Below are 22222 nucleotides of genomic sequence, written 5' to 3'. Positions count from 1 at the left end.
CATGAAGGCGCCGCTCGCAGCCACGATGCTGCTGGCTGCGGCGGCCAACGCCGCGCAGGTGGGCGTCCACGATCCCGTGATGGCGAAGGACGGCAGCACGTACTACCTGTACAGCACCGGCCCCGGCATCACGTTCTACTCGTCGCGCGACATGCTGCACTGGAAGCCGGAAGGCCGCGTGTTCGCGGGCGAGCCGGCGTGGGCCAAGCGCGCCGCGCCGACGTTCAACGACCATATCTGGGCACCGGACGTCCAGCACCATAACGGCCGCTGGCTGCTGTACTACTCGGTGTCCGGCTTCGGCAAGAACACGTCGGGCATCGGCGTGACGACCAATGCGACGCTCGACCCGCGCTCGCCGAACTACCGCTGGGAAGACCAGGGGATGGTCGTGCAGTCCGTGCCGGGCCGCGACCTGTGGAACGCCATCGACCCCAACGTCGTCGAGGACGACAAGGGGCAGGGCTGGATGAGCTTCGGTTCGTTCTGGGGCGGCATCAAGCTCGTGAAGCTGGACGACAGCTGGACGAAGATCGCCGAACCGCAGGAATGGCACACGATTGCGCGCCGCGAGCGTCCCGCGTTCACGCCGGACGAGGACGCCGCACCGGCCGAGATCGAAGGGCCGTTCATCTTCAGGAAGAACGGCTATTACTACCTGTTCGTCTCGTGGGGCCTGTGCTGCCAGGGGCCGAAGAGCACGTACCACGTCGTCGTCGGCCGCGCCAGTGACGTCAAGGGACCGTACCTCGACCGCCAGGGCAAGGACATGGCCAAGGGCGGCGGCTCGCTCGTCGTCAAGGGCGACAGGGACTGGAAGGGGCTGGGCCACAACAGCGCCTATACCTTCGACGGCAAGGACTATCTCGTGCTGCACGCCTACGAGACGGCCGACAAGTACAAGCAGAAGCTGAAAGTGATGGACATCCGCTGGGACAAGGATGGCTGGCCCACGGTGGACCCCAAAGACCTCAACAAGTATGTGAGCGAAGAACTGAAATGAAGCCGATCCGCATCGCCGCGCTGTTGTTCACCCTGGGCGCGACGTGCGCCCAGGCCGCCGACCTGTTCCCGCTGCAGGACGTCCGCCTGGGGGCCAGCCCCTTCCTCGACGCCCAGACGACGGACCTGAACTACCTGATGGCGATGGAGCCGGACCGCCTGCTGGCGCCGTTCCTGCGCGAAGCGGGGCTTACGCCGAAGCAGCCCAGCTACGGCAACTGGGAATCGTCGGGCCTCGATGGCCACATGGGCGGGCACTACCTGTCGGCGCTGGCGCTCATGTATGCGTCGACCGGCGATGCGGAAGTCAAGAAGCGCCTCGACTACTTCGTCGCGGAGCTGAAGCGCGCGCAGACGGCCAATGGCGACGGCTATGTCGGCGGCGTGCCGGGCGGCCGCGCCGCGTGGCGTGACGTCGCGGCGGGCAAGCTCCATGCCGATAACTTCTCCGTCAACGGCAAATGGGTCCCGTGGTACAACCTGCACAAGGTCTATGCGGGCCTGCGCGACGCATACCGCTATGCGGGCAACGAGGATGCGAAGGCGATGCTGATCGCCATGGCCGACTGGACGCTGCGCCTGACGAGCCGCCTGACGGACGAGCAGATGCAGCAGATGCTGAAGGCGGAACACGGCGGCATGAACGAGGTGCTGGCGGACGTCGCCCAGATGACGGGAGATTCGCGCTACATGGACCTGGCGCTGAAGTTCTCGCACCAGGCCATCCTGCAGCCGCTGGAAAAGCACGAGGACAAGCTCTCCGGCCTGCACGCGAACACGCAGATCCCGAAGGTCATCGGCTTCAAGCGCATCGGCGAACTCACGGGCCGCAAGGACATGGCGGATGCCGCCGCGTTCTTCTGGCAGACCGTCGTCGACCACCGCACGGTGGCGATCGGCGGCAACAGCGTCAGGGAACACTTCCATGACGACAAGGACTTCAGCCCGATGATCAACGAGGTCGAGGGGCCGGAGACCTGCAACACGTACAACATGCTCAAGCTGACGGAGATGCTGTTCGAAACGTCGGACAAAGCCGCCTACGCCGACTACTACGAGCGTGCGCTGTACAACCACATCCTCGCGTCCGAACGTCCCGGCACGGGCGGCTTCGTGTACTTCACCCCGATGCGCCCGAACCAGTACCGCGTGTATTCGCAGGTGGACAAGGGCATGTGGTGCTGCGTGGGCTCCGGCATCGAGAGCCACGCGAAGTACGGCGAATTCATTTACGCGCATGAAGGCGACGCCTTGTTCGTGAACCTGTTCATCCCGTCCACGGTGGACTGGCGCGAGAAGAACGTGAAGGTCACGCAGGCAAACAACTTCCCCGACCAGGCCAGCACGCGCATCACCGTTGACGGCGATGCCAAGTTTGCGCTGAAGATCCGCTATCCGGCCTGGGTCGCGCCGGGCAAGCTGGGCGTGAAGGTGAACGGCAAGGCCGTGAAGGTCGACGCGCAGCCGGGCAGCTACGTCAGCATCGAGCGCGCGTGGAAGAAGGGCGACCGCGTCGACGTGAGCCTGCCGATGACGATGCGCCTCGAGCAGATGCCGGACAAGTCGAATTACTACGCGGTGCTGTACGGCCCTGTCGTGCTGGCCGCGAAGACGAACCCGTTCCCGACCGAGCACCTGAACTTCCTCGCGGACGACTCGCGCATGGGCCACAGCCCGTCCGGCCAGGTGTGCCCGCTGGAGGCCGCACCGACCTTCGTCTCGGACAGCAAGGATTTCACGCGCCGCTTCAAGCCGGTAAAAGGCAAGCCGCTCACGTTCACGGCGCCCGGCGTCGTGCAGGGCGGGGCGGGGGCGTCGACGGAGTTCATCCCGTTCTTCCGCCTGCACGATTCGCGCTACATGATCTACTGGCAGCAGAGCACCCCGGCCGAATTCGCCCGCATGAAGGAAGAGAACGCGGCGAAGGAAGCGGAGCGCCTCGCGCTGGACGCGCAGACCATCGACCAGGTGGCGCCGGGCGAGCAGCAGCCGGAATCGGACCACGGCTTCAAGGGCGAGGGCGCGGACGCGGGCCTGAACAACGGCCGCCACTGGCGCCATGCGACCAAGTGGTTCAGCTACCAGTTGAACGATGCCAAGCGCGAAGCGAAGGCGCTGCGCCTCACGTTCGCGCGCGGGGACGCCGGCCGCAAATTCGACATCGTCGTCGACGGCCAGCGCATCGCCGAAGTGGAATTGCCGGCCGGCGAGGCGCAGGAATTCTATACGCGCGACTTCGCGCTGCCGCCCGCGCTGGTGCAGGGCGCGAACGGCAAGCTGGAAGTCAAATTCGTCGCGAAAGAGGGATCGATGGCGGGTGGGCTGTACGGGCTGCGATTGATGCGCTGAGGTACCCGTCATCCCCGCGCAGGCGGGGATCCATACTGAATCACAGAATTCGGTAACTTGACGATACTGCGTTTGTCAAACAGGTCGACTTCGGCACTTCAGCATGGGTTCCCGCTTTCGCGGGAACGACGTTTTAGCGCTTCGCCTGCGCCCGCGCCCTGGCCATCCTGTTCAGCACCTTCCACCTCGACCGCTCCGCGATGCGGTCCAGCGGCGTCGCCGCCGCATGCCGCACCTCGCGCAACAGCTTGTGGTAGTTGCGCAGGCGGTCCGCATCCACCGCCCCGCGCACCGCGCATCCCGGCTCCTCGATGTGCGAGCAGTCGTGGAAGCGGCAGTGCGCGGCCAGCGTCTCGATGTCGTCGAACGCCGCGTTGACGTCGTCCTCGTCCGCGTCCGGCTGCCAGCTGCGCAGTCCCGGCGTATCGATCACGCAGGCGCCGCCAGCGCACAGGTGCAGCGAGCGTGACGTCGTCGTGTGGCGGCCGCGGTCGTCGCCCTTGCGCACGCCGCCCGTCTCCTGGTGCGCGCCGGTCAAGGTGTTCGTGAGGGTCGACTTGCCCACGCCGGACGTGCCGAGCAGGACGAGCGTCTGGCCTTCTCCGGTCCACGGCGCGAGCACCCCGGCGGCGCTGTCCCGCAGCGGATGCACGCGTACGACGGGCACCGTGGCCGGCAGGCGCGCGCCTACTTGCGCCGCTTTCGCGTCCGCATCGGGCACGAGATCGCCCTTCGTCAGCACGATTACGGGCGCCACGTCGCAGGACCTGGCCACCATCAGGTAGCGCTCCAGCCGGCGCAGATTGAAATCGCCGTCGAGGCCCATCACGAGCAGGGCCGTGTCGACGTTGGCCGCGAGCCGCTGGCGCGTGCCGTGGGCGTCGCGCCGGACCAGTTCATTCAGCGGGTCGACGAGCGTGTGGACCCAGGCTTCGTTTTGCTCGTTAAGGTCGAACAGCACCCAGTCGCCGACGGCGGGCGACGCGTCGAGGGATGGATGCGGCCGGGCAGGGAATTCACGCTGGCCGTCGTGCAGGACGAGCGCGGTGCGGTGCACGCTCGCCACGCGTGCGGGCTGGCCGCGGTCGTGCGAGGCGAGGCGTGCGGCGATAGGGTTGGTGAGTCCGATGCGGCGCAGTGCCGCGATATCGAAGTCGATCATGGTCGTTGTGTTCCTGTTGCGAAATGCGCGTATGCGCGGGCACGCCGCCGCATACGAATGCGGCAACGATGGATTCGGTCAGGGATGGTCGGCGCGGCTGGCGCGCCCTTTCACAACGACGGTGATCGGCGAAGGAAGGCGGTCAGGCGGCCGACGAGAGGGCAATATCCGGCTGGTTCATGGGGGCGCTCCTCGTCAATGAATGAAAAGGCAAGTATAACGCGGCGCCGCCGCCATGCAATCGTCATTTGTATTGATGCCAAAATGGATATGTCTACCGTCAAAAAAATGATTGGATAGATATGTCAGTTCTGTCATAGTATCCATGCACAACAATTCCGGAGACTAAGTGATGATCATCACCCGCAGGACCCTCCTGGGCGCAGCTGCCGCCATCGCGTGCGCCGCCGCCATCCCGGCATTCGCCGCCAAACCCCTCACGATCGGCTTCTCGCAGGTCGGCGCCGAAAGCGAATGGCGCACCGCGAATACCGCCTCGATCAAGGACGCCGCCAAGAAGGCCGCCGTCAACCTGAAATTCGCCGACGCCCAGCAACAGCAGCAGAACCAGGTCAAGGCCATCCGCTCGTTCATCGCCCAGCGCGTCGACGTCATCGCGTTCTCGCCTGTCGTGGAAACCGGCTGGGAGACCGTGCTGCGCGAAGCGAAGAATGCCAAGATCCCCGTGATCCTGACCGACCGCGCCGTCAAGGTCACCGATCCGTCGCTGTACGTCAGCTTCATCGGTTCCGACTTCGTGGAAGAGGGCCGCCGCGCCGGCCGCTGGCTGCTGGAGTACGCGAAGAAGAACGGCGACAAGCCGCTGAACATCGTCGAGCTGCAGGGCACGACCGGTGCCGCGCCCGCGATCGACCGCAAGAACGGTTTCGCCGAAGTCATCGGCGCGAATCCGAAGCTGAAGGTCATCCGCTCGCAGACGGCCGACTTCACCCGCGCCAAGGGCAAGGAAGTCATGGAGGCCTTCCTGAAGTCGGAAGGCAAGAAGATCAACGTGCTGTACGCGCACAATGACGACATGGCCATCGGCGCCATCCAGGCCATCGAGGAAGCGGGCCTGAAGCCGGGCAAGGACATCATCATCATCTCGATCGATGGCGTGAAAGGCGCGTTCGAAGCCATGAAGGCCGGTAAGCTGAACGTGACGGTCGAGTGCAATCCGCTGCTTGGTCCGACGCTGATCCAGACGGCGCAGGACGTCGTGGCCGGCAAGCCGGTCCCGAAGCGCATCGTCGTCAACGAGGGCGTGTTCCCGGCTGAGGTGGCGGCGAAGGAACTCCCGAACCGCAAGTATTGATCGGGTCGAGCATGATCGATTCGAAGAAGCCGGTGCTGGAAGTCACCGGCATCCATAAAGCCTTCCCGGGCGTGAAGGCGCTGTCCGATGCCGGACTGCGCCTGTTCCCCGGCGAAGTCCACACGCTGATGGGCCAGAACGGCGCGGGCAAGTCCACGCTGATCAAGGTCCTCACCGGCGTCTACCAGCCGGACGCCGGCAGTATCGTGCTGGAAGGGCGGGCGATCCAGCCGCGCTCCACGCAGGATGCGCAGAACCTCGGCATCAGCACCGTCTACCAGGAAGTCAATCTGTGCCCGAACCTGTCGGTCGCGGAAAACATCTTCATCGGCCGCTATCCGCGCCGCTTCGGCATGGTCGACTGGCGCTCGATGCGGTCGCAGGCCACGGCGCTGCTCGCGCGCCTGGAGATCCACGTCGACGTCAGCAAGCCGCTCGCCGATTATCCGCTCGCGATCCAGCAGATGGTTGCCATCGCCCGTGCGCTGAACACGGAATCGCGCGTGCTGATCCTCGACGAGCCCACGTCCAGCCTGGACGAGGCGGAAGTGCAGATGCTGTTCTCGGTGCTGCGCCGCCTGCGCGAAGAGGGCATGGCGATCCTGTTCGTCACGCACTTCCTCGACCAGACGTATGCGATCTCCGACCGCATCACGGTCATGCGCAACGGCGAGCGCGAAGGCGAGTACGCGTGCGCGGACCTGTCGCGGCTTGCCCTCGTCAACAAGATGATCGGCGCGCCGGCCGACGCGGAACACGCGGCGGAGACGGCGGGCGCCGGTGAAGTCAACGAACACGGCGAAGTCTTCCTGCGCGCCCGCGGCATCGCGCGCAAGGGCGTCCTGTCGCCGGTGGACCTGGAAATCCGCCGCGGCGAATTGCTGGGCCTCGCCGGCCTGCTGGGCTCCGGCCGCACGGAGACGGCACGCCTGCTGTTCGGCGCCGATAAAGCCGACAGCGGCAGTTTCGACATCGACGGCAAGCAGGTGAGCTTCTCGAACCCGCGCGACGCCATCGCGCAGGGCATCGGCTTCTGCTCGGAAGACCGCAAGCACGAAGGCGCGATCCTCGCGCTGTCCGTGCGCGAAAACCTGATCCTCGCGCTGCAGGCGAGACAGGGCATCTTCCGCGCCATTCCTTTCAAGCGCCAGCAGCAGCTGGCGACCGACTACGTCAAGTGGCTGGGCATCAAGACGGCCAGCATCGAGACGCCGATCGGCACGCTCTCCGGCGGCAACCAGCAGAAGGTCTTGCTGGCGCGCTGGCTCGCGACCGATCCGCGCCTGATGATCCTCGACGAACCGACGCGCGGCATCGACGTGCGCGCCAAGCAGGAAATCATGGATTACGTCAGTAACCTGTGCCGCAAGGGCATGTCCATTCTCTTCATCTCGTCCGAGCTGCCGGAAGTGCTGCGCGTGTCAGACCGCATGGTCGTCATGCGCGACCGCAAGGCCTGCGGCGAGTACCAGCGCGGTGAACTGGACGAGACGTCCGTGCTGCACGTGATCGCAGGGGAGACGGCATGAGCACGACCGGCGCTACCGTCAAACCGTCCGCGCAGGCGGCGGCATCGCGCGCAGCACTGCTGCAGCATCCGCTCGTGCGTCCGCTCGGCGCGCTCGTCGCGCTGCTGCTCGTCGACGCGTTCCTCGTACCCGGCTTCTTCCACCTGGAAGTCAAGGAAGGCCACCTGTACGGCGCGATCATCGACATCCTCAACCGCGCCGCGCCGCTGATGCTGGCGGCGCTCGGCATGACCCTCGTCATCGCCACGCGCGGTATCGACATCTCCGTGGGCGCCGTCGTCGCGCTGTCCGGCACCGTGTCCGCGATGCTGATCGGCGGCAGCGAGCCGACCACGCCGATGGCGCTCGCGCTGGCGGCCTCGCTGGGGGTCGCGCTGCTGTGCGGCCTGTGGAACGGCGTCCTCGTCGCCGGCATCAAGCTGCAACCGATCGTCGCCACGCTGATCCTGATGGTGGCGGGGCGCGGTCTCGCGCAGCTGCTGACGGACGGCCAGATCGTCACCGTGTACTACGAGCCGTTCTTCTTCCTGGGCAGCGGCTACCTGGCCGGCCTGCCGTTCTCGCTGTTCGTCGTCGCGGCCGTGTTCGCGGTGACCCTGCTGCTGGTGAAGAAGACGGCCCTCGGCCTGTTCATCCAGGCGGTCGGCATCAATCCGGTCGCGGCGCGCCTCGCGGGCCTGCGCACCGCCACCCTGATCACCTTCGTGTACGTGTTCTGCAGCGCCTGTGCGGGCCTGGCCGGCATGCTGATCACGTCGAACATCAAGAGCGCGGACGCGAACAACGCGGGCCTGCTGCTGGAGCTGGACGCGATCCTCGCCGTCACCCTGGGCGGCACGTCGCTCGCCGGCGGCAAATTTAGCCTGGTGGGCAGCATGATCGGCGCGCTGATCATCCAGACCCTGACCTACACGATCTATTCGCTGGGCGTGCCGCCCGAAGTGAACATGGTCGTCAAATCCATCGTCGTCTTCGTCGTCTGCATCTCGCAGTCGAGCGAATTCAAGAACATCCTGCGGAGGTCCGCATGAGCGCGGTCGCAACCGGTACCCGCGGCGTCACGTCGGCGCCGTGGTTCACGTCCCTCGTTACCGTCGTCCTTCTCGTGGCGATGCTGGGCATCGGCGGGTCGGTGTACCCGGGCTTCCTGTCGCTGCAGGTGATCTTCAACCTCCTGATCGACAACGCGTTCCTGCTCGTGATCGCGGTGGGCATGGGCTTCGTGATCCTGGCGGGCGGCATCGACCTGTCCGTCGGTTCCGTGCTCGCGCTGTCGACGATGATCTCGGCCTGGCTGCTGCAGCATGCGCACTGGCCGCCGGTCGCCGTCGTCGCGCTCGTGCTGCTGCTGGGCGCGTGCTTCGGCGGCGCGATGGGCGCGATCATCCACCTGTTCAAGCTGCAGCCGTTCATCGTCACCCTGGCCGGCATGTTCCTCGCCCGCGGCCTGTGCTACCTGATCAGCGTCGAGTCGATCACGATCGACGACCCGGTGTTCACGGCGATGTCGCAGACGCAGGTGCCGATCCTCGGCGGCTTCCTGTCGCCGGGCGCCATCATCGCGCTCGTCGTGCTGCTGGTCGCCATCTGGCTCGCGCACTTCACCGCGTTCGGCCGCGCCGTGTACGCCGTCGGCGGCAACGAGCAGTCGGCCGCGATGATGGGCCTGAACGTGGGCCGCACCAAGGTCCTCGTGTATGCGCTGTCGGGCTTCTGCGCGGCGCTGGGCGGCGTGCTGTTCGCTTTCTACATGCTGTCGGGCTACGGCCTGCACGGCCAGGGCACGGAGCTCGATGCCATCGCCGCCGTCGTCATCGGCGGGACACTCCTCACCGGCGGCTACGGCTACATCGCGGGTGCATTGTCGGGCGTGCTCGTGCTGGGCGCCATCCAGACGCTGATCGCCTTCGACGGCACGCTCAGCTCGTGGTGGACCAAGATCGTCATCGGCGCGCTGCTGTTCGTCTTCTGCGTCGTGCAGAGGGTGATGGGCGGACGTTCGAAACAATAAAGGCGGACCCGCGCACCGACCCCCGGCCACACGGGGGCGGGCGCGGCCGCGGCTGTACCCGGCGCCGCCAACGCCGGTGATTCCACAAAAAACAACGGAGACTACATGCTCAAGACCACGCTTGCCGCGACGCTGTTCGCGACGACGGCGCTCGCCGGTGCCGCCAATCCCCTCACCAGCAAGATCTTCACCGCGGACCCCGCGGCCCTCGTCGACAACGGCCGCGTCTACCTGTACGTGGGCCGCGACGAAGCGCCCGTGGGCGGCAAGGATTACGTGATGAACGAGTGGAAGGTGTTCTCCAGCTGCGACATGCAGAACTGGACCGAGCACCCGGCCGGTGTGCCGTTTTCCACGTTCAAGTGGGCGGCGAAGGACGCCTGGGCGAGCGACGTCACCAAGCGCAACGGCAAGTACTACCTGTACGTGACGGTCGAGCACAAGACCATCCCCGGCAAGGCGATCGGCGTGGCCGTGTCGGACAGCCCGACGGGCCCGTTCGTCGACGCGCGGGGCACGGCCCTGATCACGAACGACATGACGCACGAGACGGAAATCAGCTGGGACGACATCGACCCGGCGATCTTCGTCGACGACGATGGCCAGGCCTACCTGTACTGGGGCAATACCGTCATGAAGTACGCCAAACTGAAGCCGAACATGACGGAACTGGACGGCCCGATCCACACGGTCGGCCTGGACCAGTTCACGGAAGCGTCCTACCTGCACAAGCACGCCGGCAAGTACTACCTGTCGTACTCGCGCAAGTTCCCGGAAGAGACCGTGTACATGACGGGGCCGACGGCCACCGGCCCATGGTCGTACGGCGGCGTGATCATGGAAAAGAACACAAACGTCGGCACGATCCACCACGCGATCATCGACTTCAACGGCAAGTCCTACATTATTTATCACAACGGCAAGCTGCCGACGGGTGGCGAGTACCGCCGTTCGGTCGCCATGGAAGAACTGCACTACGGTCCGGACGGCAAGATCCTGCCCGTGCCGCAGACGGAAAAAGGTCCTGCCGCCAATCCGTCGGCAGCCTGCAAGCGATAAAAGTTTTGCGTAAATCTACGCAATACCGATATCGATACTGATATGATTGTCTGATGGACACGACCAATCCCAACTGGTTTCTCAAGGCCCGCCTCAAGACGCGTCAACTGCTGCTCTTGATCGCGCTGGACGACTACCGCAACATCCACCGCGCGGCGGACGAGCTGCACATGACGCAGCCGGCGGCCTCCAAGCAGATCAAGGATCTGGAGGAAATGCTGGACGTTAAGCTGTTCGAACGTCTGCCGCGCGGGATGGAGCCGACAATCTACGGCGAGACGATGATCCGTCACGCGCGCATGGCCCTGACGAGCCTGGCGCTGGCGCACGACGACATCGTGACCCTGAAGGCCGGCCTCACGGGCCAGGTCGAGGTTGGCGTGATCATGACACCCGCGATGGCGCTGCTCCCGCGCGCCATTGCCCGCGTGAAGGAAGAAGCCCCGCTGCTGCGCATCGGTGTGCAACTGGAAACCAGTAACCTGTTGCTGGACAAGCTGCAGCATGGCACGCTGGACTTCATGATCGGCCGCATCTTCGACACGGGCGATACGTCCGGCCTGATCTACGAAGAACTGACGGAAGAACCGGCCTGCGCTGTCGTCCGCCCTGGCCATCCGCTGCTGGAGCGCAAGAACCTCACGTTGCAGGACATCGCGCCGCTGCCGTGGATCGTGCCGCCGCACGGCAGTATCCTGCGCTACCGCTTCGACATGATGTTCCGCCGCGCCGGCCTGGAACCGCCCGCGAACGTCGTCGACACGACGGCGATGCTGATGATCACGGCGTTGCTGCAGCAGACCGATTCGCTGCACGTGATGCCGATCGAGGTGGCGCAGTATTACGCGTCGCTGAACGTGATGCGTATCCTGCCCATCGAGATTCCGTGCAAGATGGATGCGTTCGGCATCATCCGCCACCAGGACCATTTGCTGTCGCCCGGCGCCGACCTGCTGCTGCGCGCCGTGCGGGCCGCGGCGAAGGAAATATATTGAGCCGCTGACGGCGAGCCCCCTTCGTCCAGCTTGCGATTGTGATAGGCTGTCCGGTGCATCCGGCCCAGGGCCGCTGCACCGTCACTGTCTTTACAAGGATACGCATGACTGGCTTCGTCATTACGCCTCCCGCCGTCCCGGCCCTCGCCGTGGCCGGCTCCGACCAGGTTTTCCCGCTGCGCCGCGTGTTCTGCGTCGGCCGCAACTACGCCGCCCACGCGCGCGAGATGGGTTCCGATCCGAACCGCGAACCGCCGTTCTTCTTCACCAAGCCGGCGGACGCCGTCGTGCCGGCCAGCGGCACCGTGCCGTACCCGTCGTCCACGCGCGAGCTGCACCACGAAGTCGAACTCGTCGTGGCGCTGAAAGGCGGCGGCACGAACATCGCGCCGGAACAGGCGCTGGACCTCGTGTGGGGCTATGGCGTGGGCCTGGACTTGACGCGGCGCGACCTGCAGGCCGTCGCCAAGAAGGATGGCCGCCCGTGGGACATGGCCAAGGGCTTCGATGCCTCCGCGCCGTGCAGTCCCCTCATCCCCGTCGAGCGCACGGGACACCCGCAGGAAGCCCGCATCTGGCTCGAAGTGAATGGCCAGCTGAAGCAGGAGGGCAACCTGGACGAGATGATCTGGCCCGTGGCCGACGTGATCGCGGCCCTGTCGCGCCTCGTCGCGCTGGCGCCGGGTGATCTGATCTACACGGGCACGCCGGCGGGTGTCGACGCGTTGAACCCGGGCGACAAGGTGCGCGGCGGCGTCGACGGCGTGACCACGTTCGAACTCGAGATCGGCCCGGCGGCATGAGGGTCGTGCTGCAGATCGGCGGCTTCGCACCCGAGATCCAGGCCCAGCTCGACGCCGAATTCCGCTGCGTGGATCTCGCGGACCTCGAGCGCGAGCCCGGCCTGGCGGAGCAGGTGAGCGCCATCGTCACGCGCAGCAACCATGAAGTACCGGAAGACGTCGTGCGGCGCCTGCCGATGCTGGAGATTATCGCGACGTGCGGCGTCGGCTACGACCTCATTCCGCGCGCGCTGGCAGCCCAGCGGGGCATCGTCGTGGCCAACACGCCGGACGTGCTGAACGCGGCCGTTGCCGAGCTGTGCATCGGCTCCCTGCTGGCGCTGCTGCGCCGACTGCCGCAGGCCGACCGCTACGTGCGCGAAGGGCGCTGGGACGCGGCCGGCTTCCCGCTGGCGACGAGCCTCGCGGGCAAGCACGTGGGCATCGTCGGCATGGGCCGCATCGGCAAGGAGATCGCGCGCCGGTTGGAGATGTTCGGCGTGGCGCTCGCCTACCACGGCCGCACGGACCAGCAACTCGGATGGCGCTACGAGGCCGACCTGGCCGCGCTCGCGCGCGACTCCGACATCCTGGTCGTCGTGGCGCCCGGCGGGGCCGAGACGAAGCACCTGATCGATGCGCGCGTTCTGGAAGCGCTGGGGCCGAATGGCTATCTCGTGAACGTGGCGCGCGGCTCGCTCGTCGACGAGGCGGCACTGCTCGCCGCGCTGGAGCAGGGCACCATCGCCGGCGCCGCGCTGGACGTGTTCGACAACGAGCCGGACATCGACCCGCGCTTCTTCGCCCTGGACAACGTGATGCTGACGCCGCACCTGGGCAGCGCCACGCACGAGACGCGCGCGGCGATGGCGCAGCTCATGCTGGACAATGTGCGCAGCTGGTTCCGCAGCGGCCGCGCATTGACGCCCGTCGAGCCGCCGGTGGAACCCGTTTAATTCGCCATGTTCCTGGCGACGATGGCATCCGTCGCCGCCTGCGCCTGCTGCAACGGCTGGTTCAGCACCGTGGTGGCGTAGGCCGGAGAAGGCGTGGCCACCGTGCCGAGGGCATTGCCTTCCTTGTGTGCGATGTCCACGTCGACGGTGGCCGACAGGCCCACGCGCAGCGGATGCGCGGCCAGTTCCTTCGGGTCCAGCGAGATGCGCACCGGCACCCGCTGCACGACCTTGATCCAGTTGCCCGTCGCGTTCTGCGCCGGCAGCAGCGAGAACGCGCTGCCGGTGCCCGCGCCGAGGCCCACGACCTTGCCGTGGTAGAGGACCTTGCTGCCGTAGATGTCGGCCTCGATGGTGGCCGCCTGGCCTACGCGGATGTCGCGCAGTTCCGATTCCTTGAAGTTGGCGTCGACCCACAGCTGGTCCAGCGGCACGATCGACAGCAGCGGCGCGCCCGGCGCGATGCGGCTGCCGACCTGCACGCTGCGCTTGGCGACATAGCCCGACACCGGCGCGACGATCGCGTTGCGGCGCGCGGCCAGCCATGCGGACAGGTAGTCCGCCTTCGCGGCCAGCACGTTCGGGTGTTCGGCAGGGGAGACGCCCGCCACCGTCACGCGCGCGGCCGCCAGCTGCTTTTGCGCGACTTCCAATGCGGCCTTCGCATCGTCGACGGCGCGGCGGGCATGCGCGACGTCCTCGCCGGAGACGATGTTGTCGGCCGCCAGCGGTGCGCGCCGTGCGAGATCTTCCTGCTTCGCCTTCAGTTCCACGCGACGCTGGTCGACGAGGGCTTCGTACTGCGCCACGTTCGTGTAGCGTTCGCGCTGCTGGCGCACGGCCGTGCCCAGTCTCGCCTCGGCCTGGGCCAGCGCGACTTCCGCATCGGACGGATCGAGGCGGACGATCTCCGTGCCCGCCTGCACGAGCTGGGTCTCGTCGGCGCGGATCTCGACGACGCTGCCCGTCACCTGCGACGACACGTTCACGAGATTGCCGCCGACGTAGGCGTTGTCCGTCTCCACGCGCTTGGAGAGCACGAGCGCGTAATAGGCCGCGTAGGCCGCGCCGGCGGCGAGGAAGGCGACGGTGATGCCGGCCAGGACGACGCGGCGCTTGTTGCTGGTGGGGGCTTGGGCTTGGGTGCTCATGGTTTTACCTGATGTTCGATTGGGTGTGATAGCCGCCGCCGAGCGCCTTCACGAGGGCGACCTGCGTCTGCAGGCGGGCATCCGTCAGCTGCAGGTCGATGTCGCGCTGGCGCAGCACGGCCAGCCGCGCCTGCAGCACGGCGGCGCGGTCGGCGAGGCCGCGCGCCATGCGCGCTTCCGCGTTCGCGGCCAGCTTGCGGCTCGCTTCGTCAGTCGCGGCATGCGCTGCCGTCTCCTTCGCGATGCCTTGCAGGGTGGCCGCTTCGCGTGCGACGTCGCGCACGGCATTCAGCACGGCCTCGTTGTACTCGGCCAGCAGTTCGTCGCGGCTGCTGCGCGCCTGGCCCAGCTGGGCGTGCAGGCGGCCGCTGTCGAACAGGGGCAGGTCGAGCGTGGCGCCGATCAGCGGCGTGCGGCTCGGATAGCGCAGCAGCTTGCCGAGCGACGTCGCATCGAGGCCGATGGCGGCCGCGAGATTGATGTCGGGCCGGAACGCGGCTTCGCTGGCGGCCACGCGGCCCAGCTGCGCCTCGACGCGCCAGCGCGCGGCCTGCAGGTCGGGACGGCGTGCGAGCAGTTCCATGCCCAGGTCGCGCGGCACCGCGTCGATCGCCGGTGCGGGCTGGAAGCGGGCGAGGTCAGTCAATGCAGCGGCATCGCCCCCGATCAGCGCGCGCAGGCCTTCGCGTTCGCGCGCGGCGTCGGTGTCGTAGCGCGCGGCCTGTTCCTGCAGGCTCGCGAGATCCTGCTCCGCGCTTTGCAGGCTGTCGAGACTCACGAGCCCGTGGGCCATGCGGGCCTTGCGGCCGGCAATCACGTCGCGCTGCACGGCGATGAGGGCGTTCGTGTTGTCCTGGCGCGCCCACAGCATCTGCAGGCGCAGATAGCTTTGCACGACTGAGGCCGCCAGGATCTGGCGCACCTGCGCGCTTTCCGCGGCCGACGCATTCGTCTCGCCCAGCGCGGCGGCGATGAGGGCGCGGTGCTTGCCCCACCAGTCGACGTCGTAGCTGGCGCGCAGGGACACGCTCGCGTCGTTGAACCACGCCCCGCCGATCGGCGGCGGGAAGAAGCCGTTCGACGAATAGCGCTGGCGGTTCAGGCCGGACGCGAGATCGACCTTGCCGCCTTCATTGGCCACTTCCGCGCCGAACGCGGCACGGGCGCTCGCGACGCGCGCGGCGGCGACGCTCAAGCCCGGATTGTCGCGCAGGGCGCGGGCCACGAGGGCGTTCAGTTGCGGGTCGTGGTAGTCGAGCCACCATTGTTCGGCGGGCCAGGCGTCGGCCGGCAGCTGGATCGCCGGCGCATGCTGGGCCTTTGCGAAGTCGGGGCCTTGCGCCTTGTTCGCTTCCGGTGGGACGCTGATGCAGCCGGATAGCAGGGTCAATGCCGCCGCCGCGATGGGTAAAAGTCTGAAGTGTCGCACTTGATGGTCTTTCGGTTTATTCGAGGGCCGCATGGTCCACCTGCGCCGGCGCGGCGGACGGCTTCGGCGGGCGGATCAGCAGCAGCATCGGGATCACGGCCACGGTCAGCAGCATCATCAGCCAGTAGTCGTCGACGTAGGCGATCATCGACGCCTGGCGCGTGATCTCGTTGTTGATGAGGGCGGGGCCGGCCTGCGTGGCCATGTCGTAGAGGCTTACGGGATCGCGCACGGCGGCATTCGCGTTGGTCACCTGCGTGGCCAGCGACGCGTGCGCGATCTGCGTATTGCGCACGAGGAGGGCCTGCACGAGGGCGATGCCGATCGACGAACCGATGTTGCGCACGAGGCTGTACAGCGCCGTGCCTTCCGCACGCATCTGCGGGGAGAGCGTGGCGAACGTGGCGGCCGACAGCGGCACGAACACGAGGCCCAGGCCCACACCCTGGATCACGCCGGGCCACACGATGTCCGACTGCGACAGCACGAGCGTGTAATGCGTCATCTGCCACAGCGAGAACGCGGTGATGGCGAAGCCGACGCCGAGCAGCAGCCGGAAATCGACCTTGCCCGTGAGGCGTCCGACGATCATCATCGCGGCCATCGTCCCAAGGCCCGACGGCGCCGTGACGAGGCCCGCCAGCTTGGCCGGATAGCCCATCAGGCCCTGCAGCATCGTCGGCATCAGCGCGCGCGTCGCGAACAGCACCATGCCGACGATGAAGATCAGGATCAGGCCCGTGACGTAGTTGGCGTTCTTCAGCAGGCGGAAGTCGACGAACGACTGGCCGGCGGGCCGCGTCAGGGTGTGGCCGATGAAATAGGAAAACGCGAGCGTGGTCAGGATCAGTTCGACCCACGTCTCCGTCGACGCGAACCAGTCGTTCTGCTCGCCGCGGTCCAGCAGCATCTGCAGCGCGCCGATGGCGACGGACAGCGTCACGAAGCCGAACGTATCGAAGCGGACGCGCCGCGCCGCATCCGTGTGGTGGATGTAGCGCCAGATGCCCCAGAAGGCCATGGCGCCGATCGGCACGTTGATGAAGAAGACCCAGCGCCAGCTGTAGCTGTCCGTCAGCCAGCCGCCCAGCGAAGGACCGAGGATCGGTCCGATCATCACGCCCATGCCCCACACGGCCATCGCGGAGCCGTGCTTTTCGCGCGGGTTGATGTCGAGGAGGACGGACTGCGACAGCGGCACGAGCGCCGCGCCGAACACGCCCTGCAGCATGCGCGCGATGACGATCTCCGTCAGCGTCGCCGAGATCCCGCACAGCACCGACGCCAGCGTGAAGCCGGCGACGGACACGAGGAACACGTTCTTCAGGCCGAAGCGGTCGACGAGCCAGCCGTTCAGCGGTGTCGCGATGGCGGCGGCCACGATGAACGACGTCAGCACCCACGTGATCTGGTCCTGCGACGCCGACAGCGATCCCTGCATGTGGGGCAGGGCCACGTTGGCGATGGTGCCGTCGAGCGCCTGGATGATCGTCGCCAGCATGATCGAGATCGTGATCATGGTGCGGTTGATGGGTGCCGCTGTCGTCACAGGCCGTCCTCGAGGCGCTGCCTGAGGGTCTCCAGCAGGACGGTCGCGGCGGCCAGCGCCTGCGGATCGAGGCCGGCCAGCAGGTCGGCGCGGAACGGCGAGGCTTCCGCGAGCACCTCGGCGTAGACGGTCTTGCCGGTGTCGGTCAGCTGCACGAGTTTCACGCGGCGGTCGGTGGGTGAAGGCGCGCGCGTGACGAAGCCGTCGCGCTCGAGGCGGTCCAGCATCGACACCATCGACGGCCCCTCGACGCCGACCAGGTCGGCCAGCGCCCGCTGCGACATCGGCTCGCCCGACTTGGCGATCATCGCGATCGTCATCCAGCCGGACTGGCCGATGCCCAGGTGCTTGAGGCGCTTGTCCAGCGCGAGCCGCCACAGGCGCGCGCTCGTGTGCAGCGCGGCCGAGAAGCGCTCTTCCAACGATACGGGTAGGCTACTCATCATTAGTCATGAAATAGATAGGAACCTATCGATTTTATGACGAGCAACCGAACTGCGCAAGTGACAACACCAGGGTCAGAGCCCGTTTTTAATCAATTGCCCAAAATCGGGCTCTGACCCCGGTTGGTTCAAGGTAAATACGGCGTGCACGTCGCCCGCCACGATGCCGCGTGCATTCCTGATGGGCGGCGCGCGGTACTGCTCCAGGTGCTTGCGGCGCGTGTCGTCCAGCAGGCCCAGTTGATCGAGCACGGCGAACGTGGCCGGATGCAGCGCGCGTACGGCGCCGTCTGCCACCTTGATCGCGATGCCGATGCCGGCCGAGCGGATGCCGATGGCCTGCACGGCGTCGGCGCCGATCTTCGCCACCCAGTCGCCGCCGCCCGCCTGCATCCACGCGAGGTCCGTGCGCGCGTCGCCCGACACCATCTCCGGGTGCGCCGTCATCGCATCGAACAGGTCGCCCAGCGCGGCGCCGAGGCGCGCGTCCGCGCTGCCCTGTGCAAGGCGCGCGTACAGGTGCGCGAGGCGCGCCAGCGGCATTGCGTAGTTCGGCGCGGAGCAGCCGTCGATGCCCATCGGCAGCGTGTCTTCGGTCATCTGCACGCAGTCGGCGATCGTGGCGCGGATCGCGCGCTGCAGCGGGTGCGCGGGATCGACGTAGCCCTCCGTCGGCGCGCCGTGCAGGCGGCACCACGCGAGAAAGCCGCTGTGCTTGCCCGAGCAATTGTGGTGGACCGTGCGCCAGCGGCGTTCGGCCGGGACGGGCAGGCCGACGGCGTCGTAGTACAGCGGCGCCGCGCAGCCGCAGGCGAGGTGGCTTTCGTCCAGGCCGATCTTGTCGAGGATGGACGTCACGCCCACCAGGTGTTTCTCTTCGCCCGAGTGGCTGGCGCACAGCAGGGCCAGCTCGGCGCGCGTGAGCCCGAAGCGGGCCGGGCCGTCGTCGAGCACGAAGGGCAGGGCCTGGAACGGCTTCAGCGCGGAACGGGTGAAGGTCATGAAGTCGGGATCGCCCGCCGACCACAGCAGGCGTCCGGCCACATCGACGACGGCGATCGAACCATAGTGGATGTTCTCGACCGCATAACCGCCGGCAAGCGCGCCGGCAAGCTCGCCGTCGGGCGGATAACCACGCGTGGTGGCGACCAGGGGCACGGGATGCATCGGTCTGCTCCTTCGTTCTGGATGGCTTTGACGCCGACACTGTAACGGATTCCGGCCATGCAGGGAGCGCAAAAGCGGCCCGGAAGGATGTCAAAAACTATATGCATCCGCTGCATTCCGGTCCGGTTTTTCGACAGTTCATCCCTCGTTTTCGACGCTTTGGCGTCTCCCCGATGACGCGTCGGGCCGCTTTTCCTACACTGTCATCACTCGCCGCACATTAACGACGCGGCGATATGAAAAATGGTGGACCAGATGAGCATCCGGCAAAAATTTTGAAATCGTGCTCATGGTCCGTTATACATATCGAAAATTAATATTGGAGCAATCATGCGTATCGTACAAGCCCTGGTCTTCGCCGCTGCCGCCACCCTGTCCCTGAGCGCGTTCGCCGACCCGTCCGTCGCGCCGTCCTCGGCCACCGCCAGCGCCGTGATGGTGTCGTCGTCGACGCACACCGCCTACCGCCTGACCCAGGACGAAGCCGAACACATGCGCGGTTCGTTCCGTCTCACCGACGGCCGCACGATCACCGTGACGAACCGGATGAACAAGCTGTTCGTCGACCTGGACGGCAAGCGCGAGGAACTGGTGCCGGTCGCTCCGAAGAAATTCGTCACGCGCGACACCGGCGCCACCGTCGCCTTCAACCAGGTGCCGTTCGCCGACGAGGTCGTCGTCAACCAGGCCGCGCGCTGATGCGCGGCGCAGAACACGGCCGGCCTGGCCGATGTGGTGCGGGCCGGCGTCTTTCAAACGGGGCGATTCAGATCGGCGCGCCGAAGCGCCCGGCCTGGTAATCGACAATCGCCTGCTGGATCTCTTCGCGCGTGTTCATCACGAACGGCCCGTGCGCCACGACGGGTTCGCGGATCGGGAAAGCATGGCCCAGCAGCAGCACGCTGTCGTGGTCGGCCAGGATGTCCAGTTCATCGCCCTCCGCATCGAACTCCGCAAGGTGCATTGCGCTGACCGTTTCCGGCACGCCCTGGATCACGCCGCGCACGACGTACAGGAACACGTTCCGGTCGAGTAGTCCATCCACGTGCAGGCGCGCGCCCGCCTTCATCTCCACCGTGCACAGCGACACGTCCGTCAGCGATTCGATGGGCCCCGTCACGCCGCCATACGTGCCCGACACCAGGTGCACGCGCACGCCGTCGCCCTTGTCCACGATGGGTATCTCGTCGCGCTGCAGACCGACGTAGCGGGGCGCCGTCATCTTCAGCGCGGGGGGCAGGTTGACCCACAACTGCAGGATCTCGAGCGGGCCGCCGCGTTCCATGAATTCGCGCGGCGACACTTCCGCATGCACGATGCCGCGGCCGGCCGTCATCCATTGCACGCCGCCGGGACCGATGATGCTTTCGTGGCCCGCGCTGTCGCGGTGCGCAAGCAGGCCGTCGAGGATGAACGTGACGGTCTCGAAGCCGCGGTGCGGATGCGGGCCGAACGGCAGGCCGCGGTTGTGCGGCGGGTAGACCTGCGGGCCGTGATGGTTGAGGAACAGGAAGGGATCGACCTGGTCGAGATGCGGACCCGGCACGGGGCGTTGGGTGATGAGGTCGCCGATGTCGTCGCGCAGCGCGGGGTGGACTCGGCGGATGATTTTATGCGTCATGGTCGTCGTCGTTCGAATGTGCAGCAAATACGATAACCGATTGCGACCGGAGGGGTCGCCAGCGCATTTCACCTATCCCTGCTATGCTCGTTTCCCCCTTTCAATTCTGGAGACGGAGACAATGAATATGAAGACTTGCGCACGCAACCTGGCGATGGCCATCAGCTTCGCCTGGGCAGCAAGCGCGACGGGCGCACCCGCCCAGGCCGTGCCGGGCGACATGGCGATCAAGGCGGCCAAACATGCCGTCACGGCGTACCGCGACGACGTCGTCGACACGCTCGCCAAACTGGTCAGCTACAACACGGTGGCCGACAAGGACATCCCGTGCGACCGCAATCCGCGCCACCAGGCGTTCAAGGATTACCTGAAGCAGGAAGCGACCCGCCTGGGCCTGGACTATGCGGACTACGGCTGCGTGGCCATCGTCGGCCTGGGCAAGGGCGACGAGCGCGTGGGACTCGTCGCGCATGGCGACGTGCAGCCTGTCGATGCGAGCAAGTGGAAGAAGTCGCCGTTCGAACTGGACCGCACGAGCGAGCCGGGCCGCCTGCTGGCGCGCGGCGCAGAGGACGACAAGGGCCCCATCGCTACCGCGCTGTATGCGATGAAGTCGCTGAAGGACCTGCAGGTGCCGCTGTCCAGGCGCATCGAACTGTACGTCTACATGGCCGAGGAATCGGACTGGGGCCCGCTGGAAGAATTCATCAAGACGCACACGCTGCCGCAGATGAACATCACGCTCGACGCGGAGTATCCGGCCGTGACGGCCGAGAAGGGCTATGGCACGCTGGCCGTGACGATGCCGGCAACCACGGCCGCGCCGCCGGCCGGCGCCCCGTTCGTCAAGGCATTCAAGGGCGGTTTCTTCGGCAGCCAGATTCCCGAGGATGCGCAAGCGTCGATCGCCAACGCGACGCCGGCACTGGAAGCGCAGATCCGTGCGCGCGCCGGCAAGCAGACCGGCATGCATTACCGGTTCGAGCGCAAGGACGGCGACCTGCTCGTCACGGCGAAAGGTTTGTCGGCGCACTCGTCGAAGCCGGAAGACGGCGTCAACGCCATCAGCATGCTGGCCGACGCGCTCGCCGTACAGGCGTGGCCGGACACGACGGCAGGCGCGCTGGTGAACTTCCTCAACGAGATGGTGGGCACCGGCTACTACGGCGAGAAGTTCGGCAGCATCGCCTACCGCGATGCGTTCATGGGGCCGATGACGTTCGCGCCGACCGTGATCCGCCAGCAGGAGGGCGGCGCCATCGAGGTGGCGATCAACATCAGAAGGCCGCAGGGCAAGACCACGGAACAGCTGACCAACGAGATCAATGCCGCGCTCGCGCAGTGGCAGGGCGCGCACGTGCAGCTGGCGAAGGTGAACATGCAGATCGGCGACCCGTGGGTGCAGAAGGATGCACCGCAGCTGCCGGTGTTGATGAAGACGTTCGCCTACTTCACGGGCATCAAGGATCCGAAGCCGGTCGCGATCGGCGGCGGCACGAATTCGCGCCTGTTCCCGCATGCCGTCAGCTTCGGCCCGGCGATGCCAAAGACGGTCTACACGGGCCATTCGGAGCATGAGTTCATCACCACGAAGCAGCTCCTGCTGAACCTGCAGATGTACACGGCCGTGCTCGCCGAGTTGGCCAAATAAGCGCCAGATAATTGTCACATTCCAGCGCCGCCCGGGCCCGCTCCCGGGGGC

The 22222-nt window shown here is 66.6% G+C and carries 19 protein-coding genes; 12 read left to right on the top strand and 7 right to left on the bottom strand.

Annotation, left to right across the window (positions count from 1 at the left end):
• Position 1 precedes the first annotated feature (1 nt).
• Both P0M04_RS01470 and P0M04_RS01465 read left to right on the top strand, forming a co-directional pair.
• Positions 2-1003, top strand: coding sequence for an arabinan endo-1,5-alpha-L-arabinosidase (locus P0M04_RS01470; protein ID WP_259449093.1), 1002 nt, complete (start codon positions 2-4; stop codon positions 1001-1003).
• A complete protein-coding gene (locus tag P0M04_RS01465) occupies positions 1000-3351 on the top strand; it encodes a glycoside hydrolase family 127 protein (RefSeq protein ID WP_259449094.1) in 2352 nt (783 codons plus the stop codon). The genes P0M04_RS01470 and P0M04_RS01465 overlap by 4 nt, the downstream gene beginning before the upstream one ends.
• Before the next feature lie 133 nt (positions 3352-3484).
• On the opposite strand, the gene rsgA is transcribed toward P0M04_RS01465, so the two are convergent.
• Positions 3485-4513 (bottom strand): ribosome small subunit-dependent GTPase A, encoded by a 1029-nt coding sequence (rsgA, locus tag P0M04_RS01460; RefSeq protein ID WP_259449095.1) that lies wholly within the window; start codon positions 4511-4513, stop codon positions 3485-3487.
• Between the two features lie 352 nt (positions 4514-4865).
• Here rsgA and P0M04_RS01455 point away from each other — a divergent pair, with 352 nt between their 5' ends.
• The 8 genes from P0M04_RS01455 to P0M04_RS01420 all read left to right on the top strand — a co-directional run bounded on the left by P0M04_RS01455 (position 4866) and on the right by P0M04_RS01420 (position 13160).
• Positions 4866-5828, top strand: a complete 963-nt coding sequence (locus P0M04_RS01455) for an ABC transporter substrate-binding protein (protein WP_259449164.1) — start codon at positions 4866-4868, stop codon at positions 5826-5828.
• Positions 5829-5839: 11 nt separating this feature from the next.
• A complete protein-coding gene (locus P0M04_RS01450; RefSeq protein ID WP_259449096.1) occupies positions 5840-7357 on the top strand; it encodes a sugar ABC transporter ATP-binding protein in 1518 nt (505 codons plus the stop codon).
• Complete coding sequence (locus P0M04_RS01445) at positions 7354-8388, top strand: ABC transporter permease (RefSeq protein ID WP_259449097.1); 1035 nt, start codon at positions 7354-7356, stop codon at positions 8386-8388. The genes P0M04_RS01450 and P0M04_RS01445 overlap by 4 nt, the downstream gene beginning before the upstream one ends.
• Entirely contained in the window at positions 8385-9368 is a 984-nt protein-coding gene (yjfF, locus tag P0M04_RS01440) for a galactofuranose ABC transporter, permease protein YjfF (protein ID WP_259449098.1), read from the top strand. Before P0M04_RS01445 ends, yjfF begins: the two co-directional genes overlap by 4 nt.
• A 105-nt stretch (positions 9369-9473) precedes the next feature.
• A complete protein-coding gene (locus tag P0M04_RS01435; RefSeq protein ID WP_259449099.1) occupies positions 9474-10427 on the top strand; it encodes a glycoside hydrolase family 43 protein in 954 nt (317 codons plus the stop codon).
• A 53-nt stretch (positions 10428-10480) separates the two neighbouring features.
• Positions 10481-11422, top strand: coding sequence for a LysR family transcriptional regulator (locus tag P0M04_RS01430; RefSeq protein ID WP_036238599.1), 942 nt, complete (start codon positions 10481-10483; stop codon positions 11420-11422).
• A gap of 104 nt (positions 11423-11526) precedes the next feature.
• Positions 11527-12225, top strand: coding sequence for a fumarylacetoacetate hydrolase family protein (locus P0M04_RS01425; protein ID WP_259449100.1), 699 nt, complete (start codon positions 11527-11529; stop codon positions 12223-12225).
• On the top strand, positions 12222-13160 hold the full coding sequence (locus P0M04_RS01420; protein ID WP_259449101.1) for a 2-hydroxyacid dehydrogenase: 939 nt from the start codon (positions 12222-12224) through the stop codon (positions 13158-13160). The genes P0M04_RS01425 and P0M04_RS01420 overlap by 4 nt, the downstream gene beginning before the upstream one ends.
• On the opposite strand, the gene P0M04_RS01415 is transcribed toward P0M04_RS01420, so the two are convergent.
• The 5 genes from P0M04_RS01415 to P0M04_RS01395 form a co-directional block, all read right to left on the bottom strand.
• Positions 13157-14311, bottom strand: a complete 1155-nt coding sequence (locus P0M04_RS01415) for an HlyD family secretion protein (RefSeq protein WP_259449102.1) — start codon at positions 14309-14311, stop codon at positions 13157-13159. The genes P0M04_RS01420 and P0M04_RS01415 overlap by 4 nt on opposite strands.
• Before the next feature lie 4 nt (positions 14312-14315).
• A complete protein-coding gene (locus P0M04_RS01410; RefSeq protein ID WP_259449103.1) occupies positions 14316-15701 on the bottom strand; it encodes an efflux transporter outer membrane subunit in 1386 nt (461 codons plus the stop codon).
• 55 nt (positions 15702-15756) lie between these two features.
• The gene (locus P0M04_RS01405; RefSeq protein WP_259449165.1) at positions 15757-17259 is read right to left on the bottom strand and encodes an MDR family MFS transporter; all 1503 of its coding nucleotides are present in this window, start codon (positions 17257-17259) and stop codon (positions 15757-15759) included.
• 26 nt (positions 17260-17285) lie between these two features.
• Entirely contained in the window at positions 17286-17732 is a 447-nt protein-coding gene (locus P0M04_RS01400; protein ID WP_259449104.1) for a MarR family winged helix-turn-helix transcriptional regulator, read from the bottom strand.
• Between the two features lie 75 nt (positions 17733-17807).
• Positions 17808-18899 carry an asparaginase gene (locus tag P0M04_RS01395; protein WP_259449105.1) on the bottom strand — a complete coding sequence of 364 codons (1092 nt, stop codon included), beginning with the start codon at positions 18897-18899 and terminating at the stop codon, positions 17808-17810.
• A gap of 330 nt (positions 18900-19229) precedes the next feature.
• Here P0M04_RS01395 and P0M04_RS01390 point away from each other — a divergent pair, with 330 nt between their 5' ends.
• Positions 19230-19598 (top strand): hypothetical protein, encoded by a 369-nt coding sequence (locus P0M04_RS01390; RefSeq protein ID WP_259449106.1) that lies wholly within the window; start codon positions 19230-19232, stop codon positions 19596-19598.
• A 67-nt stretch (positions 19599-19665) separates the two neighbouring features.
• On the opposite strand, the gene P0M04_RS01385 is transcribed toward P0M04_RS01390, so the two are convergent.
• The gene (locus P0M04_RS01385) at positions 19666-20520 is read right to left on the bottom strand and encodes a pirin family protein (protein WP_259449107.1); all 855 of its coding nucleotides are present in this window, start codon (positions 20518-20520) and stop codon (positions 19666-19668) included.
• A gap of 121 nt (positions 20521-20641) precedes the next feature.
• Here P0M04_RS01385 and P0M04_RS01380 point away from each other — a divergent pair, with 121 nt between their 5' ends.
• Positions 20642-22171, top strand: coding sequence for a dipeptidase (locus P0M04_RS01380; RefSeq protein WP_259449108.1), 1530 nt, complete (start codon positions 20642-20644; stop codon positions 22169-22171).
• The last annotated feature ends 51 nt before the right edge of the window (positions 22172-22222 follow it).

The organism is Telluria mixta (assembly GCF_029223865.1).
In the GTDB taxonomy this organism is placed as follows: Bacteria; Pseudomonadota; Gammaproteobacteria; order Burkholderiales; family Burkholderiaceae_D; genus Telluria; species Telluria mixta.
The sequence above is the reverse complement of the archived record's forward strand: the minus strand, read 5'-3'. Positions and strand labels throughout refer to the sequence as shown.

Bases quoted from the DNA above. Each gene is read 5' to 3' on its own strand.
- P0M04_RS01470 (WP_259449093.1), top strand. From the start codon at position 2: ATGAAGGCGCCGCTCGCAGCCACGATGCTGCTGGCTGCGGCGGCCAAC.
- P0M04_RS01465 (WP_259449094.1), top strand. From the start codon at position 1,000: ATGAAGCCGATCCGCATCGCCGCGCTGTTGTTCACCCTGGGCGCGACG.
- rsgA (WP_259449095.1), bottom strand. From the start codon at position 4,513: ATGATCGACTTCGATATCGCGGCACTGCGCCGCATCGGACTCACCAAC.
- P0M04_RS01455 (WP_259449164.1), top strand. From the start codon at position 4,866: ATGATCATCACCCGCAGGACCCTCCTGGGCGCAGCTGCCGCCATCGCG.
- P0M04_RS01450 (WP_259449096.1), top strand. From the start codon at position 5,840: ATGATCGATTCGAAGAAGCCGGTGCTGGAAGTCACCGGCATCCATAAA.
- P0M04_RS01445 (WP_259449097.1), top strand. From the start codon at position 7,354: ATGAGCACGACCGGCGCTACCGTCAAACCGTCCGCGCAGGCGGCGGCA.
- yjfF (WP_259449098.1), top strand. From the start codon at position 8,385: ATGAGCGCGGTCGCAACCGGTACCCGCGGCGTCACGTCGGCGCCGTGG.
- P0M04_RS01435 (WP_259449099.1), top strand. From the start codon at position 9,474: ATGCTCAAGACCACGCTTGCCGCGACGCTGTTCGCGACGACGGCGCTC.
- P0M04_RS01430 (WP_036238599.1), top strand. From the start codon at position 10,481: ATGGACACGACCAATCCCAACTGGTTTCTCAAGGCCCGCCTCAAGACG.
- P0M04_RS01425 (WP_259449100.1), top strand. From the start codon at position 11,527: ATGACTGGCTTCGTCATTACGCCTCCCGCCGTCCCGGCCCTCGCCGTG.
- P0M04_RS01420 (WP_259449101.1), top strand. From the start codon at position 12,222: ATGAGGGTCGTGCTGCAGATCGGCGGCTTCGCACCCGAGATCCAGGCC.
- P0M04_RS01415 (WP_259449102.1), bottom strand. From the start codon at position 14,311: ATGAGCACCCAAGCCCAAGCCCCCACCAGCAACAAGCGCCGCGTCGTC.
- P0M04_RS01405 (WP_259449165.1), bottom strand. From the start codon at position 17,259: ATGATCACGATCTCGATCATGCTGGCGACGATCATCCAGGCGCTCGAC.
- P0M04_RS01400 (WP_259449104.1), bottom strand. From the start codon at position 17,732: ATGAGTAGCCTACCCGTATCGTTGGAAGAGCGCTTCTCGGCCGCGCTG.
- P0M04_RS01395 (WP_259449105.1), bottom strand. From the start codon at position 18,899: ATGCATCCCGTGCCCCTGGTCGCCACCACGCGTGGTTATCCGCCCGAC.
- P0M04_RS01390 (WP_259449106.1), top strand. From the start codon at position 19,230: ATGCGTATCGTACAAGCCCTGGTCTTCGCCGCTGCCGCCACCCTGTCC.
- P0M04_RS01385 (WP_259449107.1), bottom strand. From the start codon at position 20,520: ATGACGCATAAAATCATCCGCCGAGTCCACCCCGCGCTGCGCGACGAC.
- P0M04_RS01380 (WP_259449108.1), top strand. From the start codon at position 20,642: ATGAATATGAAGACTTGCGCACGCAACCTGGCGATGGCCATCAGCTTC.